Source organism: Vibrio sp. TRT 2004, assembly GCF_050113735.1.
Classification (GTDB): Bacteria; Pseudomonadota; Gammaproteobacteria; order Enterobacterales; family Vibrionaceae; genus Vibrio.
Genome location: NZ_JBNJOH010000047.1, coordinates 15,169 through 32,477 on the forward strand (window position 1 = coordinate 15,169; position 17,309 = coordinate 32,477).

The 17,309-nt window shown below is 45.3% G+C and carries 16 protein-coding genes; 13 read left to right on the plus strand and 3 right to left on the minus strand.

Annotated elements, in window-relative coordinates:
- Positions 1 to 68 precede the first annotated feature (68 nt).
- From lptE to ACQEXR_RS16400, 12 genes are all read left to right on the plus strand, one after another.
- Entirely contained in the window at positions 69 to 707 is a 639-nt protein-coding gene (gene lptE / locus ACQEXR_RS16345; protein ID WP_426952487.1) for an LPS assembly lipoprotein LptE, read from the plus strand.
- 2 nt (positions 708 to 709) lie between these two features.
- Positions 710 to 1,723: a DNA polymerase III subunit delta gene (gene holA / locus ACQEXR_RS16350; RefSeq protein WP_427020754.1), complete on the plus strand. Its 1,014-nt coding sequence runs from the start codon at positions 710 to 712 to the stop codon at positions 1,721 to 1,723.
- 72 nt (positions 1,724 to 1,795) lie between these two features.
- Entirely contained in the window at positions 1,796 to 2,113 is a 318-nt protein-coding gene (rsfS, locus tag ACQEXR_RS16355) for a ribosome silencing factor (RefSeq protein WP_138973403.1), read from the plus strand.
- A gap of 3 nt (positions 2,114 to 2,116) precedes the next feature.
- On the plus strand, positions 2,117 to 2,587 hold the full coding sequence (gene rlmH / locus ACQEXR_RS16360; protein ID WP_331416085.1) for a 23S rRNA (pseudouridine(1915)-N(3))-methyltransferase RlmH: 471 nt from the start codon (positions 2,117 to 2,119) through the stop codon (positions 2,585 to 2,587).
- A gap of 6 nt (positions 2,588 to 2,593) precedes the next feature.
- Positions 2,594 to 4,474, plus strand: a complete 1,881-nt coding sequence (gene mrdA / locus ACQEXR_RS16365) for a penicillin-binding protein 2 (protein WP_427020755.1) — start codon at positions 2,594 to 2,596, stop codon at positions 4,472 to 4,474.
- 2 nt (positions 4,475 to 4,476) lie between these two features.
- A complete protein-coding gene (rodA, locus tag ACQEXR_RS16370; protein WP_138973406.1) occupies positions 4,477 to 5,598 on the plus strand; it encodes a rod shape-determining protein RodA in 1,122 nt (373 codons plus the stop codon).
- Positions 5,599 to 6,381, plus strand: coding sequence for a septal ring lytic transglycosylase RlpA family protein (locus tag ACQEXR_RS16375; RefSeq protein ID WP_138973407.1), 783 nt, complete (start codon positions 5,599 to 5,601; stop codon positions 6,379 to 6,381).
- Between the two features lie 90 nt (positions 6,382 to 6,471).
- On the plus strand, positions 6,472 to 7,650 hold the full coding sequence (locus ACQEXR_RS16380) for a serine hydrolase (RefSeq protein ID WP_138973408.1): 1,179 nt from the start codon (positions 6,472 to 6,474) through the stop codon (positions 7,648 to 7,650).
- A gap of 148 nt (positions 7,651 to 7,798) precedes the next feature.
- Entirely contained in the window at positions 7,799 to 8,077 is a 279-nt protein-coding gene (gene ybeD, locus ACQEXR_RS16385) for a DUF493 family protein YbeD (RefSeq protein WP_138973409.1), read from the plus strand.
- A 179-nt stretch (positions 8,078 to 8,256) separates the two neighbouring features.
- Complete coding sequence (gene lipB / locus ACQEXR_RS16390) at positions 8,257 to 8,922, plus strand: lipoyl(octanoyl) transferase LipB (RefSeq protein WP_331416088.1); 666 nt, start codon at positions 8,257 to 8,259, stop codon at positions 8,920 to 8,922.
- A 7-nt stretch (positions 8,923 to 8,929) separates the two neighbouring features.
- Positions 8,930 to 9,895 carry a lipoyl synthase gene (lipA, locus tag ACQEXR_RS16395; RefSeq protein WP_331426881.1) on the plus strand — a complete coding sequence of 322 codons (966 nt, stop codon included), beginning with the start codon at positions 8,930 to 8,932 and terminating at the stop codon, positions 9,893 to 9,895.
- Between the two features lie 132 nt (positions 9,896 to 10,027).
- Complete coding sequence (locus ACQEXR_RS16400) at positions 10,028 to 10,354, plus strand: hypothetical protein (protein WP_138973412.1); 327 nt, start codon at positions 10,028 to 10,030, stop codon at positions 10,352 to 10,354.
- 149 nt (positions 10,355 to 10,503) lie between these two features.
- On the opposite strand, the gene glyA is transcribed toward ACQEXR_RS16400, so the two are convergent.
- A complete protein-coding gene (glyA, locus tag ACQEXR_RS16405; protein ID WP_138973413.1) occupies positions 10,504 to 11,754 on the minus strand; it encodes a serine hydroxymethyltransferase in 1,251 nt (416 codons plus the stop codon).
- A 345-nt stretch (positions 11,755 to 12,099) separates the two neighbouring features.
- On the opposite strand from glyA, the gene ACQEXR_RS16410 reads away from it, so the two are divergent.
- Positions 12,100 to 12,699: a YitT family protein gene (locus ACQEXR_RS16410; RefSeq protein ID WP_331416091.1), complete on the plus strand. Its 600-nt coding sequence runs from the start codon at positions 12,100 to 12,102 to the stop codon at positions 12,697 to 12,699.
- Positions 12,700 to 12,760: 61 nt separating this feature from the next.
- Here ACQEXR_RS16410 and vexH read toward each other — a convergent pair whose 3' ends face one another.
- The gene (gene vexH, locus ACQEXR_RS16415; RefSeq protein ID WP_426952423.1) at positions 12,761 to 15,883 is read right to left on the minus strand and encodes a vibriobactin export RND transporter permease subunit VexH; all 3,123 of its coding nucleotides are present in this window, start codon (positions 15,881 to 15,883) and stop codon (positions 12,761 to 12,763) included.
- Positions 15,883 to 16,953: an efflux RND transporter periplasmic adaptor subunit gene (locus tag ACQEXR_RS16420; RefSeq protein ID WP_426952422.1), complete on the minus strand. Its 1,071-nt coding sequence runs from the start codon at positions 16,951 to 16,953 to the stop codon at positions 15,883 to 15,885. Before ACQEXR_RS16420 ends, vexH begins: the two co-directional genes overlap by 1 nt.
- Between the last annotated feature and the right edge of the window lie 356 nt (positions 16,954 to 17,309).

A 17,309-nucleotide genomic window follows, 5' to 3' on the forward strand; every position in this document is an offset into this window, starting at 1 on the left:
CAATAACTCAGAACGCTAAGATAAGTATTCCAATAATCGAGAGCCATCAACCTATGTTTCCTCAAGTCATGCGACTCATTTCAACTCGTTCTGTAAAGCTATCTACGGTTGTTCTTGCTGCAAGCCTTTTATCTGCTTGTGGTTTCCACCTACGCGGTGACTACTCAATCCCTGAAGAGCTTGATACGATGTCACTGACCAGTTATGACCAGTACAGCAACTTCACGCGTATGATGAAAGGCCAACTGCGTATGAGTGAAATTAAATTGGTTTCTCCTGCGGCAGATGTTCCGAATTTGCACCTAATTAGCGAAGGCGTCGGTGAACGTACGCTCTCGCTATACCAAAACACCCGTGCAGCCGAAAAAGAGCTGACATTCCGTACCTCTTACCGTGTGACTATTCCAGAGCTAGGTTCCAAAACGTTTTCTACTAGCGTAACGCGCAGCTACTTAGATAACCCACTGACAGCTTTAGCGAAATCGGTAGAACGTGACATGATCGAAGATGAAATGCGTAAACTCGCAGCGTCACAGATCATTCGTCAGATGGCTCGCCTAAAAACCAATATCGAATCCGGCACTATGCTTAGTGAAACAGAGCAACAGGCGCAACTTAAGGCCGAAGAGGAACAGTACCGAGTGAAGACATTCGCTAGTGATGAGCCTCAACAAACCGTCACAACTTCCTCTGAGAACCAGCAGTAACTATGCGAGTTTTCGCTGATCGATTGGTGGAGCAGTTAACCAAACAGCTCCACCCTACCTACTTAATTTTCGGTAATGAACCGCTACTTCTTCAGGAGTCTCGCCAAGCGATTCAACAAGCCGCCTATAAACAAGGTTTTGAGGAAAAACATAGGTTTGCTATCGATAATTCCTTTGACTGGAACTTAGTTTACGATTGCTGTCAGGCGATGAGCCTTTTTTCTGCCCGACAAATTATTGAGTTAGAGCTCCCTGAATCTGGTGTAAATACCACCATCGCTAAAGAGTTGCTTGCGGTCTCCGACTTACTCCATAGTGATGTCATTCTGGTTCTAATTGGAAGCAAGCTGACCAAGGCCCAAGAGAGTGCCAAGTGGTTTAAAGCTCTCTCAGGAACGGGCTGCTTGGTAAACTGCCTAACGCCAGATATCCAGCGCCTACCCCAGTTTGTTCAAATCCGTTGCCGCGCTCTTGGTCTTAGGCCGGATCCTGAAGCAGTTCAAATGCTGGCTCAATGGCACGAAGGTAACTTGTTTGCACTGACTCAGAGTTTGGAAAAACTGGCTCTGCTCTATCCAGATGGCGTACTTAATCTTATTCGGTTAGAAGAGTCCCTTAGCCGTCACAACCATTTTACTGCGTTTCATTGGATAGACGCCCTATTGGCGGGCAAGGCTAAGCGTTCTCAGCGCATCCTTCGCCAACTGGAAGCTGAAGGTGTAGAAACCGTCATCCTCGCCCGCACAATACAAAAGGAACTCACACAGCTACTGACAATGTCTCAGCTTCTACAAACACTGCCTATCGGACAAGTGTTTGAGAAATACAGAATTTGGCAGTCGAAGCGTCCTCTTTACTCTGCGGCTCTAAACCGATTGACACCAGTGAGACTGATGCAACTTCTGCAGTTATTGGCACGGGCTGAGAGGACAATAAAAACTCAGTACGAACAATCTAGCTGGCCACTATTACACCAGTTGAGTACTGAGATTTGCTTACCTCAAGTTAAGCTATAAAAAGCGTGGTATACTTCGCCGCCCCAAAACACACTACCAAGTGTCAATCGATTAAATAACGAGGAAAAAACCTTGCAACTTGAACAGTTAAACGAATTTCTAGTCGACAAAGTTGATGATATGAAAGCTCAAGACATTAAAACTATTGATGTTCAGGGTAAATCAAGCATTACAGATTACATGATCGTTTGTACTGGCACGTCAAAACGCCATGTTGCCTCTATTGCTGAACACGTCGCAAAAGAATCTAAACTAGCTGGTATTATTCCACTAGGTATCGATGGCGAAGCTGAAGGTGAATGGGTTGTACTTGATATGGGAACAACGATTATCCATGTTATGCAGGAAGAGCAACGCGAGCTTTACCAACTTGAAAAGCTTTGGGGCTAAGCGATGAAATTACAGCTAATTGCCGTTGGCACTAAAATGCCGAAATGGGTTGAAGAGGGCTTTCAAGAGTATCGTCGTCGTTTCCCACACGACATGCCGCTTGAACTGGTTGAAATTCCAGCCGGAAAACGTGGCAAAAACGCCGACATTGCAAGAATCTTGCAAAAAGAGGGCGAAGCGATGCTTGCAGCAGTGCCAAAAGGCAACCGAATTGTTACTCTCGATATTCCTGGCAAAAAGTGGGATACACCACAATTAGCTGAACAACTAGAGCATTGGAAACTTGACGCCAGAGACGTGTCTATTCTGATCGGTGGCCCAGAAGGTCTAGCACCGGCATGCAAAGCAGCCGCTGACCAGAGCTGGTCACTATCAGCACTAACGCTACCACACCCACTGGTGCGCATTGTAATGGCAGAAAGCCTGTATAGAGCGTGGAGCATTACTGCTAACCACCCATATCATCGAGAATAACCATCAATGTTAAGGAAGCGTACCCTAATAAGGGATTACCATGAAGAAGCGCGACTATTTAAAAGCCGCGCTATCGTCGCTTTCATCGGTATTGTCGCTATGCTGGGCATCTTGGTAACCAACCTGTACAACATCCAGATTAACCAATACCAAGATTACAAAACCCGCTCTAATGACAACCGAATTAAAGTTGTCCCTATCGCGCCTAACCGCGGCTTAATCTACGACCGTAACGGTAAACTGCTGGCGGAAAACCGCCCAGTGTTCAGCCTCGAACTGACGCCGGAAAAGATCAAAGATATGGATGATACCATTGCTCGTCTGCAAAAAATCTTAACCATTACTCCAGAGCAAGTAGAGCGTTTTCAAAAAGAACGCCGACAAACTCGACGCTTTAAATCGGTTCCGATCTTAAACCAACTGACACCAGAGCAAGTCGCCAAATTTTCGGTCAACCAACATAACTTTCCTGGCGTATCGGTTAATGCCGCGCTCAAACGTCACTACCCTTATGCTGAAGTACTGACTCACGTTATTGGCTATGTGTCGCGTATCAATGACCGTGACATGCAACGTCTAGTTCGTGAAGAGAAAGATGCCAACTACCAGGCCACACGTGATATCGGTAAACTCGGCATTGAACGCTATTACGAAGATATGCTGCATGGTACGGCGGGTTATCAGGAAGTCGAGGTTAACAGTCGTGGCCGCATCATTCGTACACTTAAGTATGTACCTCCGGTTCCGGGCAAAGACATTGTACTTAACCTAGATATTGACCTTCAGCTCTATGTTCATAAGTTGTTTGATGGGCGTCGCGGCAGCGCGGTCGTTCTCGATCCTGAAGACAACGGCGTATTAGCGATGGTGTCGAGTCCAAGTTACGACCCCAATGCTTTCGTTCATGGCATTTCAGGGCAGGCATACAGCTCATTACTTAACGACAAAAACCGCCCGTTGGTGAATCGAGCAACACTCGGAATATATCCACCCGCTTCAACCATCAAACCATTTATGGCCGTCGCGGCGTTGCAAGAAGGCGTGGTTACCCCTTATACCACTAGAAATGATCCTGGGTACTGGAAGATTCCGAACTCTAAAACAAAGCCGTTCCGCGATTGGTTACGCTGGGGCCACGGCAAAGTAGATATTGTTCAGTCGATTGAAGAATCTGTTGATACCTTTTTCTATCAAATCGCTTACGATATGGGGATTGATCGCATATCAAGTTGGATGATGATGTTCGGATTCGGTGACTACACTGGCATTGATATTTACGAAGAAAGTAAAGCCAACATGCCAACCCGTGAATGGAAAATGGCACGACATCGAACGCCTTGGTATCAGGGTGACACTATTCCTGTCGGTATTGGACAAGGGTACTGGACATCGACCCCAATGCAACTTGCTAAGGCAACATCGGTACTCGTAAAACGCGGGGAGGTGGTCGCTCCTCACCTACTAAGAGCCACTATCAACAATGGTGAAATGTTTGAAAAACAACAGTTATCCGATATTGAAACTTATCCACCAATCGCTGGTGTCAAACCTCGTTACTGGGACATGGCTATTGAAGGGATGAGACTGGTTAACCATGGTAAGAAGGGAACCGCTCGTCGAGCGTTCACTAAAACACCGTATGTCAGTGCGGGTAAATCCGGAACAGCGCAGGTGTTTGGGCTAGGTGAGGATGAAGAGTACAACGCAGATGAAATTGCGGAACACCTTCGCGACCATGCGCTCTTCACTGGGTTTGCTCCGATTGACAATCCAAAGGTGATTGTCACAATCGTATTAGAAAATGCTGGGGGTGGCTCTTCTCAGGGTGGCCCAGTGGTAAGAAAGATATTTGACCACGTACTCGTGGAAAACAAAGAGGCGAACTAATCATGGATTTGAATCCAGCAACGGGTCAAAACCGAGTTCTGTTTGAACGCTTCCACCTCGATCTGCCTTTGTTACTAGGAATTCTGGTCCTGATGGGATTCGGCCTTGTCGTCATGTACAGCGCTAGCGGACAAAGTTTAGCCATGATGGATCGTCAAGCAATGAGAATGGCTCTCTCCCTTGGCGTTATGTTACTTCTCGCACAAATTCCACCACGCACTTATGAGGCGATGGCACCGATCATGTTTGCTGGTGGTGTGGTGCTACTACTAGGCGTGCTCTTTTTCGGTGAAGCCTCTAAGGGAGCTCAGCGCTGGTTAAACTTGGGATTTATTCGCTTCCAGCCATCTGAACTGCTTAAACTCGCAGTGCCGCTGATGGTGGCTCGTTATATTGGTAAACGCCCTCTTCCGCCAACATTCCAGACTCTGGTCATGTCATTGGTCATGGTGTTTGTCCCGACCATTCTGATTGCTAAGCAACCTGATTTGGGTACCTCAATACTGATTGCCGCATCAGGCATTTTCGTTATCTTTCTCGCCGGTATAAGTTGGAGAATCATTTTTGCAGCCGCCTGTGGCCTAGGCGCCTTTTTGCCTATTTTATGGTTCTTCCTGATGCGAGAGTATCAGAAGGTACGGGTAAGAACGCTATTTAACCCTGAGTCTGACCCACTTGGTGCGGGGTATCACATTATTCAAAGTAAAATCGCTATCGGCTCAGGAGGCATATCAGGGAAAGGATGGCTGCAAGGTACCCAATCACAATTGGAGTTTTTGCCTGAACGTCATACTGACTTCATTTTTGCCGTCATTGCCGAAGAGTGGGGACTGATTGGTATTCTTATCCTATTAGGCTTGTACCTGTTTATTATTGGTCGAGGCTTGGTGTTAGCCAGCAAAGCACAAACCGCATTCGGTCGAATGATGGCGGGTAGTATCGTTCTCAGTTTTTTCGTTTACGTGTTCGTAAATATTGGCATGGTGAGTGGAATTTTACCTGTTGTTGGCGTACCGCTTCCTTTAATCAGTTATGGTGGTACATCCATGGTAACTCTAATGGCTGGTTTCGGGATACTGATGTCAATTCACACTCATAGAAAAGCATTTTCGAAGGCAATTTAAATGATAAACAAGCGACTACTGCTTACTCTTGTTGCAACTTGTACTATTTTGGCAGGCTGCTCTTCAGCACCATCAAAACGCTACACCATTGATGATGACATTGCGCCAGATGCACCAATTTCAGTCGATCATATTGAAGATGCTACTCCACAATACGAATCCTATAGCTTAGGAGGTAACAGTAACTACACGCTAAGAGGCAATAGCTACACCATCATTAAAGAGCCTAAAGGCTTCAAACAGGAAGGCATTGCTTCGTGGTATGGTAAAAAATTTCACGGTCACTTAACTTCCAATGGCGAAGTCTATGATATGTATTCCATGTCAGCTGCCCACAAAGAGTTACCGATCCCTAGTTATGTCAAAGTCACAAACAAAGACAATGGAAAGACAGCGATCGTTCGCGTCAACGACCGTGGTCCATTTCACCCAGGCCGTATCATTGACCTGAGCTATGCAGCTGCAACGAAATTAGATGTGATTAAAACGGGTACTGCCAACGTCGCCATCGAAGTCATTACGGTCGATAAACCAACGCAAACCAATAAACAGGATTCCCTGACTAAGTTTGCCGTTCAGGTAGCCTCTTCACAATATCAAGATCGCGTTGAAACTTTAGCGCGAGATTTAAGTCAAAAGCTATCGGTGAAAAGCTACGTCAACTCGAGTAGTAATGTACACCGCGTCTTTTTGGGCCCTTTCGACGACTATATGTCGAGCCAAAAAGCACTAGAAAGAGTGAAAGAACTGGGTTATACCAGTGCTTTCATTAAATCCCACTAGTCCTCAATCCAGTGTACCCCTATTCCTATACTGGTTTGAGAGATTGATTCTGTTAAGATATGGACAGTTAACGATAAACCTGTAGTCAATATGAAAAAAACAACGCTAATTAAATCAGTTTTTGCGTCTTCTATTGCGCTTTCTGCAACCATCGCATCTTCTGCCTTCGCATCACCAATTGTGATGCCAGACGCGCCTCAAATCGCCGCTAAAGGCTACGTTTTGATGGATTATCATTCAGGTAAAGTTTTAGCTGAAAAAGAGATGAATACAAAACTCTCTCCAGCAAGCTTAACGAAAATGATGACCAGCTATGTTATTGGTCAAGAGTTGGAACGCGGTAACATCTCACTGCAAGACGATGTCACCATCAGCAAAAACGCTTGGGCAAAAAACTTCCCTGATTCATCGAAAATGTTCATCGAAGTCGGCACTACCGTAAAAGTAGAAGACCTCAACCGAGGAATCATTATCCAGTCTGGCAATGATGCTTGTGTTGCTATGGCTGAACATATTGCCGGATCTGAAGATGCATTTGTTGATCTAATGAACGCATGGGCTGACACAATTGGTATGAAGGACACACACTTCGCCAACGTTCATGGCCTAGACAACGCGAATCTTTACTCGACACCTTACGATATGGCACTACTTGGTACTGCGCTTATTCGCGACGTACCGGAAGAATACCGTATCTACTCTGAGAAAAAATTCACCTACAACGGCATTACTCAATACAACCGTAACGGCCTGCTTTGGGATAAAAGCATGAACGTTGATGGTATTAAAACGGGCCACACAAGCAATGCTGGTTACAGCTTAGTAAGCTCTGCAACAGAGGGTAAAATGCGCCTTGTTGCCGTCGTGATGGGGACTAAAGATGCTAACGCTCGTAAATCAGAAAGTAAGAAGTTACTCAGCTACGGCTTCCGTTTCTTCGAAACCGTCGCGCCTCACAAAGCAGGTGAAACGTTCGTAGAAGAAAAAATCTGGATGGGTAATAAAGACACTGTGGCACTTGGGTTGGATCAAGACACCTATGTGACTTTACCTCGTGGACAAGCGAAAAATCTCAAAGCTAGCTTTATCCTTGAAAAAGAGCTTGAAGCCCCAATAATGAAGGGTGACGTAGTTGGTAAGCTATACTATCAACTAGAAGGTGAAGATATTGCCGAGTACCCACTACTTGCTCTTGAAGACGTAGAACAAGGTAGCCTATTCAGCCGCCTATGGGATTACATTGTCATGCTGTTCAAAAGCTTCTTGTAATCTATGTACTTAGCAAAAAAAAGCCGCCGTTAGCGGCTTTTTTTATTTATCTCAGTAGTGACTAGCGTGAGCCACGTCTTGAGTTCATCTCAGATAGACAGTACTATTCCGCGCTGCGAATAACGACTTTCCAACTTGGAGTTTCAACATGCTGAACATTAACTCAGATGCAAAATTGAGAGACCTGCTTGAGTTTCCTTGTTCTTTCACATACAAGGTAATGGGCTACGCTAAGCCAGAGCTACCAGAAAAGGTTCTTGAAGTCATCCAACGCCATGCTCCAGGTGATTACAGCCCAACAGTAAAACCAAGTGCTAAGGGAAATTACCACTCGGTATCAATCAACATCACTGCAACCTCGATTGAACAGGTTGAAACGCTTTATAAAGAGCTTGGTGAGATTGACATCGTGCGCATGGTGCTATAAAAAATTTGAACACACTCAAATTTTATTGAAAGCAGCGAAAGCTGCTTTCTTTTTAGATATCAATTAGATAAATATCCTGCAAAAACTCTAGGGTTAAAAATGTGTTACTGGCATATAGTTCAATAACCAGAAGCAGTTTATAATCTTTCCACTTTACTAACCGACGATGGAAGAGCGGAATGCAAAACCAGCTTGTTGTGAAACATCTTGGTAGACAGGACTATAAGCCTATCTGGCAAGCGATGCACGATTTCACTGACAATCGAACAGAAGAAACGCCTGATGAAGTATGGCTTGTCGAACACAACCCTGTCTTCACACAAGGACAAGCCGGCAAAGCTGAACACCTGTTGAACACAGGAGATATTCCGGTCGTTCAAAGCGATCGTGGTGGGCAAGTCACCTACCATGGCCCCGGACAACTGGTCGCTTATTTTCTTATCAACCTTCGTCGTAAAAAGCTAGGTGTTAGAGAACTCGTTACACATATCGAGAACCTCGTAATCAACACTCTAAAAGCATACAATATCGAATCCGCTGCTCGACCTGATGCCCCTGGTGTCTACGTCGATGGCAAAAAGATTTGTTCCTTAGGGCTTAGAATTCGTAAAGGTTGTTCATTCCACGGCTTGGCACTAAACGTCAACATGGACTTGTCACCTTTCCTACGCATCAACCCATGTGGTTATGCAGGTATGGAGATGGTACAAGTCAGCCAATTAGGTGGACCTGACGATATCGCTCAAGTTGAGACAAAGCTAGTCGAAGAACTGGTGACTTTACTTGGTTATGACCACGTAGAACTAGATACAGCCGCAAAATCGGCAAGCAACAACGAGAAGTAAGAGAAGCATGAGTAAACCAATCCAAATGGAAAAAGGCGTTAAGTATCGCGACGCTGACAAAATGGCTCTGATCCCGGTAAAGAACATGCCTACCGAGCAGAAAGAAGTTCTTCGTAAGCCAGAATGGATGAAGATCAAACTGCCTTCTGACAGCCAACGTATCCAAGATATCAAATCTGCAATGCGTAAAAACAACCTGCACTCCGTTTGTGAAGAAGCTTCGTGTCCAAACCTAGCAGAATGTTTTAACCACGGAACAGCAACTTTCATGATCCTTGGTGCAATCTGTACTCGTCGTTGCCCGTTTTGTGACGTTGCCCATGGACGTCCACTCGCTCCAGAAAATGATGAGCCAAAGAAACTAGCAAAAACAATCCAAGACATGAAGCTGAAGTATGTGGTGATCACATCGGTAGACCGTGATGATCTTCGTGATGGCGGCGCTCAGCATTTTGCAGACTGTAACCGTGAAATTCGTGCTCTCAACCCTAACATCAAGATTGAAACCTTGGTTCCTGATTTCCGTGGTCGCATGGATATCGCCCTTGAACTTCTTAAAGATAACCCGCCAGATGTCTTCAACCACAACCTTGAAACTGCACCTCGCCTTTATCGTAAAGCGCGTCCAGGAGCGAACTACAAGTGGTCACTAGAGTTATTGAAAAAATTCAAAGAACAGCATCCTAGCATTCCAACTAAGTCTGGTTTGATGATGGGTCTTGGTGAGACGAAAGAAGAGATCATTGAGGTTCTTAAAGACCTTCGTGCACACGGTGTCACTATGCTGACATTGGGTCAATACCTTGCACCAAGCCGCCACCATTTACCTGTTGAACGCTACGTGCCACCATCAGAGTTTGATGAGTTAAAAGAAATTGCTCTAGAGCTTGGTTTCACACATGCAGCATGTGGACCATTTGTGCGCTCGTCGTACCATGCAGACCTTCAGGCTCAAGGTTTAGAAGTGAGCTAGAGTAGGTCAATTTTGTGGCAAGGGTCGACATAATAAGTCGACCCTTTTTGTTATCGGTTGTTGAATGAATCACGACACTTCGGTAGGCTTAACCTACAACCATTACTACTAAGCGTATTCCAAGGAACTAGTATGAAAAAGTTTGGACTAGCGGCAATGACTCTGGCGGCCCTGTCTGCTGGCTGTGCTTCAAATACCGAGCAAGACAATTTTCGAGAAGCTTCATTTGAGCTTTGCAATACCGAAGTGGATATCTACTCAGTGAGTGATGACGGTCGCGTACGCATTGTTTGCTCTGACGGTTCTAAATTCGCACTGACGAATGAAAGCACGCTGGAAACGATGCGTGACATTAATATCGACTACTGTGACGGTGAAGGCTTAGGTAAATTCAACGAAAGCAGTAAGTATTACTCGTTCAAATGTAAGTCTGGCACTCTTCTTAGCCTACCTAAGTAACGGGAAATGAACAGTAAAAAGGGCCGATGTGACAACATCGGCCCTTTTTGTTTTCTCACTGTATTGGTTCTAGCTCGAGGAAAAGGTGGGAGTTTACGCTAGTAAATGAGCACCTTTGACAACAAAATAGACCAAGCCAGGCAGAACCATTATGCGTAAACTGGTAGACGCTTACAGATATCGAGCACCTTCGCTTTCGTTGCTGCGATAACTTCCTCATTACCGATGTTATCTAAAACATCACACATCCAGTTTGCTAGCTCTTTTGCGTCTTCTTCAGTGAAACCACGACGAGTGATTGCAGGAGAACCAACACGGATACCAGACGTGACAAACGGGCTACGAGGGTCATTTGGTACAGAGTTCTTGTTAACTGTAATGTTTGCTGCACCTAGTGCTGCATCTGCATCTTTACCTGTAATATCTTTGTCAATTAGGTCAACAAGGAATAGGTGGTTTTCAGTACCGTTAGAAACGATCTTGTAGCCGCGCTCTTGGAACTGAGCAACCATTGCTTTCGCGTTTTTAACTACGCGAGCTTGGTACTCTTTAAACTCTGGCTCCATCGCTTCTTTGAATGCAACCGCTTTACCAGCGATAACATGCATTAACGGGCCACCTTGGCCACCAGGGAAGACAGCTGAGTTGAGTTTTTTGTACATCTCTTCACCCGCGTTAGACAGGATAAGACCACCACGTGGACCTGCTAGCGTTTTGTGAGTTGTTGTAGTGACAACGTGAGCGTGTGGTACAGGCGTTGGGTATACGCCCGCTGCGATTAGACCCGCAACGTGAGCCATATCGACAAATAGGTACGCGCCTGCTTTATCTGCGATTTGACGCATGCGAGCCCAATCTACGATCTGTGAGTAAGCAGAGAAACCACCGATGATCATCTTCGGTTTGTGTTCTAGAGCAAGTGCTTCCATTTCGTCGTAGTTGATTTGACCAGCTTCGTCGATACCGTAAGGAATAACGTTGTAGTGTTTACCAGAGAAGTTGACTGGAGAACCGTGTGTAAGGTGACCACCGTGCGCTAAGCTCATACCAAGAACAGTATCACCAGGGTTAAGTAGAGCCATGTAAACAGCACTGTTTGCCTGTGAGCCTGAGTGAGGCTGTACGTTTGCGTATTCACAGCCAAATAGCTGACATGCACGATCAATTGCCAGAGATTCAGCTTTATCAACGTACTCACAGCCACCGTAGTAGCGCTTGCCTGGGTAACCTTCAGCGTACTTATTTGTAAGCTGAGAACCTTGAGCTTCCATTACACGTGGACTTGTGTAGTTTTCTGAAGCAATAAGTTCAATGTGTTCTTCCTGGCGAAGAGTTTCTTCTTGAATTGCTGCGAACAGTTCCGCATCGTAATCTGCGATGTTCATATCACGCTTTAGCATCTGTATCTCCTGACTCAGATTGAGACTTTAAATTGCAAAAAAACCGACCTTTGACACTCACGCAAACGTTTGCATCAAGCTAATGACGCGCATTCTACATAATTTGATCTTTGTCATAAAGAGAAAATTTCAGTTTTTCTCATGCAGTTTTTTCATAATGCTTTACAGGGAATCTCATGTTGAGCACTTATCCGAACATTTCGCCAGCTAAGTGTCAATTCCATCCTTTACACCCCGTAAAACGATAATTACATAGGTTTACCTTAAATTTCACTCTCAAGCTACCGAAATCCTATTTTTTTAAATAGTATGCACGCCATTATTTACTTGTTAAATTTCAAATTGATGGAAAAACACTCAAGACGAGAAGATTGGGTCGCAATTTTGACCGGCACCTTTTTAGTCGCCCAAGGCTTCTTTTTCCTCCAATCAGCATCACTGTTGACTGGAGGCACAGCAGGACTGGCACTTTTAGCCAGCCAGATGACCCACTTTTCACTCGGCACTCTGTACTTTATTGCCAACTGTCCATTCTATTTATTAGCATGGAAGCGTTTCGGTACTCGATTTGCAATTAATAGTGCGATTTCTGGTGCTCTTGTGTCACTGATTACTGATCACCTCTATTTAGTCATCAGTCTAGAGACCATCAACCAAGTCTACTGCGCGATCGCTGGAGGTCTTTTGATGGGATTAGGGATGCTGATTCTTTTTCGCCATCGTTCGAGTTTGGGGGGCTTCAATGTGTTGTGCCTGTTCATTCAGGACAAATTCGGCATTTCAGTGGGTAAGTCTCAGCTGGCTATAGATTGTGCGATTCTTTTTGCTTCGTTCTTTTTTGTCTCTCCAGAAGTGATTGGTTTATCGATTCTCGGGGCTGTCGCTCTAAATCTTGTCTTAGCAATGAACCACAAACCAACTCGCTACTCGGTGACTTACGGTTAGTCGTTAACTTCTACTACAAATACAATTAAGCCCGCGATCACTCGCGGGCTTATTGCGTTATTTAGTTCAATTCACCATGTGAGCTTCTCGCTTTCACATCATGACTTAACTCTTTATTCAGTTCAGCCTCAACATGACCAGGTGATTGTGTGCCTTGCGAAATCAGACGATACATTGCAGGAATGACAAACAAGGTAACAAAGGTCGCAAAGCCCATACCGAAGAATATCACTGTCCCTACCGCAACACGGCTCTCATAACCAGCACCCGTCGAGAGAATCAACGGTATCGCTCCCGCTAATGTGGTGAATGCGGTCATCATAATCGGGCGTAAACGACGCGCAGAGGCATCAAGAATCGCTTTTTCGAACTCAATCCCACGGTCACGCAGTTGGTTAGCGAACTCTACAATCAAAATACCGTTCTTAGTGACCATGCCGATAAGCATAATCATTCCGATCTGGCTGTAGATATTCAGTCCCTGCCCCATCAGAAATAGACCAAGAAAACCACCGAATACCCCCATAGGAACCGTAAACATCACCACCAATGGGTTTATAAAGCTTTCAAACTGCGCGGCCAGTACCAGATAAGCGACTAAAAGTGCTAACGCAAACACCAATAGAATGCTCGATTGGTTCTCTTTGTAATCTTTCGATTCCCCAGAATAGCTAACTGAAATATCACTAGGCAGTAGTTCAATCGCTTGCTGGTCAAGGAAATCGAGCGCCTCACCAAGAGTGTAACCGTCCGATAAGTTCGCTGTTATCGTGACCGCTTTTTGCTTGTTGTAGTGAGAGAGTCGAATCGACGAAGCCACTTCTTCAATCTTCGTTACCGCATCAAGCGTAACAAGTTCGCCTGATGATGTACGCATGTAGATTTGGCTCAAGTCTGACGCATTGTTAAAGCTATTTTCATCACCACGCAGATAAACATCATACTCTTCACCTCGTTCGACAAAGGTCGTCTCGCTCTTACCGCCCAGCATGATCTCCAAAGTATCGGAAATGTCTTGTACGCTGATCCCTAGTTCAGCCGCACGCTGTTTGTCTACGCTCACCACCAGCTCAGGTGTTTTCTCAGAGTAGTTAATGTCGCTGCCTTCCATATACGGAGAGTCTTCCGCGATCTGCTCCAATTTCTCAGCCCAGGTTTTCAGTTCACTGTAATCGGAACCGCCAAGTACGAATTGAACAGGTTCGCTTGACCCCCCTCTAAATCCTGGCATAAATGGGAACACGCGCACATCCGCCATGCCAGCCAACGCCTTACGCACTTCACCTAACGCCTGCTGTGCTGTGACTTGGCGATCATTCCAATCTTCCAGAATCATAATAACGAAGCCGGTCTGATCCCCCGCATTGCCGCCAAACGCAGGCGATTGGATACTGAAAGACTTCAGAAAACCTTGCCCAAGCAGAGGCATTAGTCTGTCTTCGACAATGTCCATATTTGCCGCCATGCGATTGTAACTGGTCGCATCGGCGCCACGAACAAACGCAAAAATTACGCCGCGGTCCTCAGAGGGTGTTAACTGTGCAGGTACTTGTTGCATCAGCCCCCAGCTGCCACCGATACAGGAGACAATAATCAGCGGTGCAGCCCATTGCCATTTCAATGCCCCTTTCAATACTCGACGGTATAGCAACTCCAAACGACCAAATATTTGGTCAATAAACAGATTAAATCGATTCGGTTTGACGTTCGCTTTAAGCAGTTTACTTCCCAAAACAGGTGTCAACGTCAATGCGATGAGTGAAGAAAAAATCACCGACATCGCAAGCAAAACAGAAAACTCAGTAAATAGCAGACCTACCATGCCGTCCATAAAGGAGATAGGCAGGAACACCATAACCAAAACCAACGTGGTAGCAATAACCGCAAAACCCACTTCGCGGGTCCCTTTGTATGCCGCAAGCAATGGCTTTTCACCATTTTCGATATGATGGAAAATGTTCTCTACAACAACGATAGCATCATCGACAACCAGACCAATCGATAGAATCAACGCCATCAAGGTAATCAAGTTAATCGAGAAACCAAAATAGTAAGCCGCGATAAACGACGAAATCAAAGAGACAGGAACGGTTACCGCAGGGATAAGGGTCGCCCTTACCTGACCAATAAAGATGTAGAGCACCAAGATGACTAAACCACCGGTAATAAACAAGGTGCTGTACACTTCTGCAATCGAGCGTTCAATGAACACTGTCGAATCATAATCGATCGCTAAACGAGTGCCTTGCGGTAGAAACTTCTGGATGTTTTCAACTTCTTGATGAACTAAGTCCGCCACTTCTAGTGGGTTGGCATCTGACTGCGGCACAATCCCCATACTGACGTTAACCACACCATCACTCTTAAAAGTCGAGTTCTCGTTTTCTGCACCTATGTAGACATCAGCAACATCTTTTAGGTAGATAGGTGTGTTATCTGATGCGCGCTTGACCACCAGATACTCAAAATCTTCTGCCTTGTTATAACTACGAGCCGTACGTACCGACATCACAATCTGATCGTTACGCACTTCACCTCCAGGGCTTTCAATATTCTCACTACGAAGAGCGGAAGTAATATCAGAAGTGGTTACGCCTCGGCCTGCCATCTGTTCTGGCTTCAACTTGACGTACATAACTTTGTATAAGCCACCCGAGATATCGACAGAGCTGACACCTGAGATAAGACTGAACCTGTCAATCAATACGCGTTCAACGTAGTCCGTTAACTGAGTTCTATCCATCTCAGAAGAACTGAGGTTGATATAGAGTGAAGCTTCACCTGAACCGTTGTTTTTGAACACAACGGGATCATCCGCTTCATCGGGTAGTGAACGCTGCGCACGGGCAACGGCATCACGAACATCACTTACGCCCGTATTAAGGTCATAACCAAGATCAAAAGTGATGGTAATACGCGACATACTGTTGCGGGTTGTCGACGATATCTCATCAATACCACTGATACCCGACAGTTGGTCTTCTAATACTGAGGTTATCTGGCTTTCAATAATGGTCGCCGAAGCACCTTCGTAACGAGTACTAATAGAGACAACAGGACTTTCAATGTCCGGCATTTCTCGCACGGCCAACTTATTAAAGGAAACAATACCGAAAACGCACAACAACAAACTTAAAACAACCGCGGCAACGGGTCGCTTAACTGAAACATCCGACAGCAGCATTAGTTAGCCCCTTCTTGCGGCTTTGCTTTCTCTTTAGGGCGGCCATCGCTACCTAACTCAGAAACCACTACGCCATCACGCATATTCACTATGCCCTGCACGACAATTTTGTCGCCAATCGATAATCCTTGCTCTATGACCACTAAATTGTCGACACGAGCGCCCAGCAGTACCTCGGTTCGTTTAGCATTGTTGTCTTGATCAATAACATAGACGTAACGCTTAGTGCCCGAATACTCCAGGGCCTGGACTGGAATAATTGGCGCTTCTATAGCAGGAAAATCCATATTGGCTGATACCAGCATGCCGGGTTTTAGCTCTTCAGATGGATTACTAAAGTGAATACGCACTCTAAGATTAAGCGTTTCTTGGTTAATACGAGAGTCAATAGCAACAACTTGTCCCTCAAACACTTTATTCTGCCAAGCAGCCGTAGTCGCCGTCACTTTCATGCCTTCAGAGAGCTGTGACAGGTAACGCTCTGGCACCTGAAGATCCAACTGCATCACGGATAGATTATCCAGTGTGAGTAACGCCTCGCCTGCCGTCACCATTTTTCCGCGACTAAAATCGATAAAACCAACGGTGCCTGCAAACGGAGAGGTAATATGAAGATCTTTAAGGTTTGCGTTGGCCGCATCTAGGCGAGCCTGAGCAATTTCCACACTGGCTTTTTGCGCATCGATCTCTGTCTGCGTAATGGCATTGCGTTTAACAAGACGCTCGAATTCTTTCAACTTACGTTGTTCATCTTTCAAATACGCTTTTGCCTCAGCGACAGAAGCGCGAGCTTTATCATCATTAAGCTGAATGATCATTTGACCTTGACGCACAGCTTGATTCGCTTTGACAGCAATAGTGTCGACTTTTCCGGCGACTTCGGTAGAGATCTCTACCGATTGCTCAGCTTCCAACTTACCGACCAAGACAAGGGACTGAGAGACATTGTGTGTTTGAACAAGCTCAGTGACGACTGTAACTGTCGAAGGTCCTTGCCTCTTTGCATAAGAGAGTGGTGCTGCTGTAAGAATAGACAGAGACAAAAGACTCAAAACAATTTTATTTTTCATAGTGAGATTCTGCATAGATAAACTAGATATATTGTATCCGCTAAAATCCATTATGAACGTCAAGTAATGTAAAGAGCGAGAAATATTCTGTAAGTGAAGCCGTTGATTGTTTGAGCTTTATGCTCATTTCCTGGCTTCTTTGTCCAAAAAGGCATCATTCAATTCAAAAATACAAGAAAAGTCTTTACAGCATTTACGAGTTTGCTATGATGCGCTCCGCACTTGAGCAATGTGTTGGGAAAACATTGCTTAAGCTATTCCTTAATGAGAATAGAAAACACCCTGGAGGGGTTCCCGAGTGGCCAAAGGGATCAGACTGTAAATCTGCTGGCACTGCCTTCGATGGTTCGAATCCG

Coding starts and splice junctions, on each gene's coding strand:
- vexH (WP_426952423.1), bottom strand. CDS start 15,883: ATGCTGCTGTCGGATGTTTCAGTTAAGCGACCCGTTGCCGCGGTTGTT.
- ACQEXR_RS16400 (WP_138973412.1), top strand. CDS start 10,028: ATGAAAAAGTTTGGACTAGCGGCAATGACTCTGGCGGCCCTGTCTGCT.
- lptE (WP_426952487.1), top strand. CDS start 69: ATGCGACTCATTTCAACTCGTTCTGTAAAGCTATCTACGGTTGTTCTT.
- mrdA (WP_427020755.1), top strand. CDS start 2,594: ATGTTAAGGAAGCGTACCCTAATAAGGGATTACCATGAAGAAGCGCGA.
- holA (WP_427020754.1), top strand. CDS start 710: ATGCGAGTTTTCGCTGATCGATTGGTGGAGCAGTTAACCAAACAGCTC.
- lipB (WP_331416088.1), top strand. CDS start 8,257: ATGCAAAACCAGCTTGTTGTGAAACATCTTGGTAGACAGGACTATAAG.
- ACQEXR_RS16380 (WP_138973408.1), top strand. CDS start 6,472: ATGAAAAAAACAACGCTAATTAAATCAGTTTTTGCGTCTTCTATTGCG.
- glyA (WP_138973413.1), bottom strand. CDS start 11,754: ATGCTAAAGCGTGATATGAACATCGCAGATTACGATGCGGAACTGTTC.
- lipA (WP_331426881.1), top strand. CDS start 8,930: ATGAGTAAACCAATCCAAATGGAAAAAGGCGTTAAGTATCGCGACGCT.
- ybeD (WP_138973409.1), top strand. CDS start 7,799: ATGCTGAACATTAACTCAGATGCAAAATTGAGAGACCTGCTTGAGTTT.
- ACQEXR_RS16375 (WP_138973407.1), top strand. CDS start 5,599: ATGATAAACAAGCGACTACTGCTTACTCTTGTTGCAACTTGTACTATT.
- rlmH (WP_331416085.1), top strand. CDS start 2,117: ATGAAATTACAGCTAATTGCCGTTGGCACTAAAATGCCGAAATGGGTT.
- rodA (WP_138973406.1), top strand. CDS start 4,477: ATGGATTTGAATCCAGCAACGGGTCAAAACCGAGTTCTGTTTGAACGC.
- ACQEXR_RS16420 (WP_426952422.1), bottom strand. CDS start 16,953: ATGAAAAATAAAATTGTTTTGAGTCTTTTGTCTCTGTCTATTCTTACA.
- ACQEXR_RS16410 (WP_331416091.1), top strand. CDS start 12,100: ATGGAAAAACACTCAAGACGAGAAGATTGGGTCGCAATTTTGACCGGC.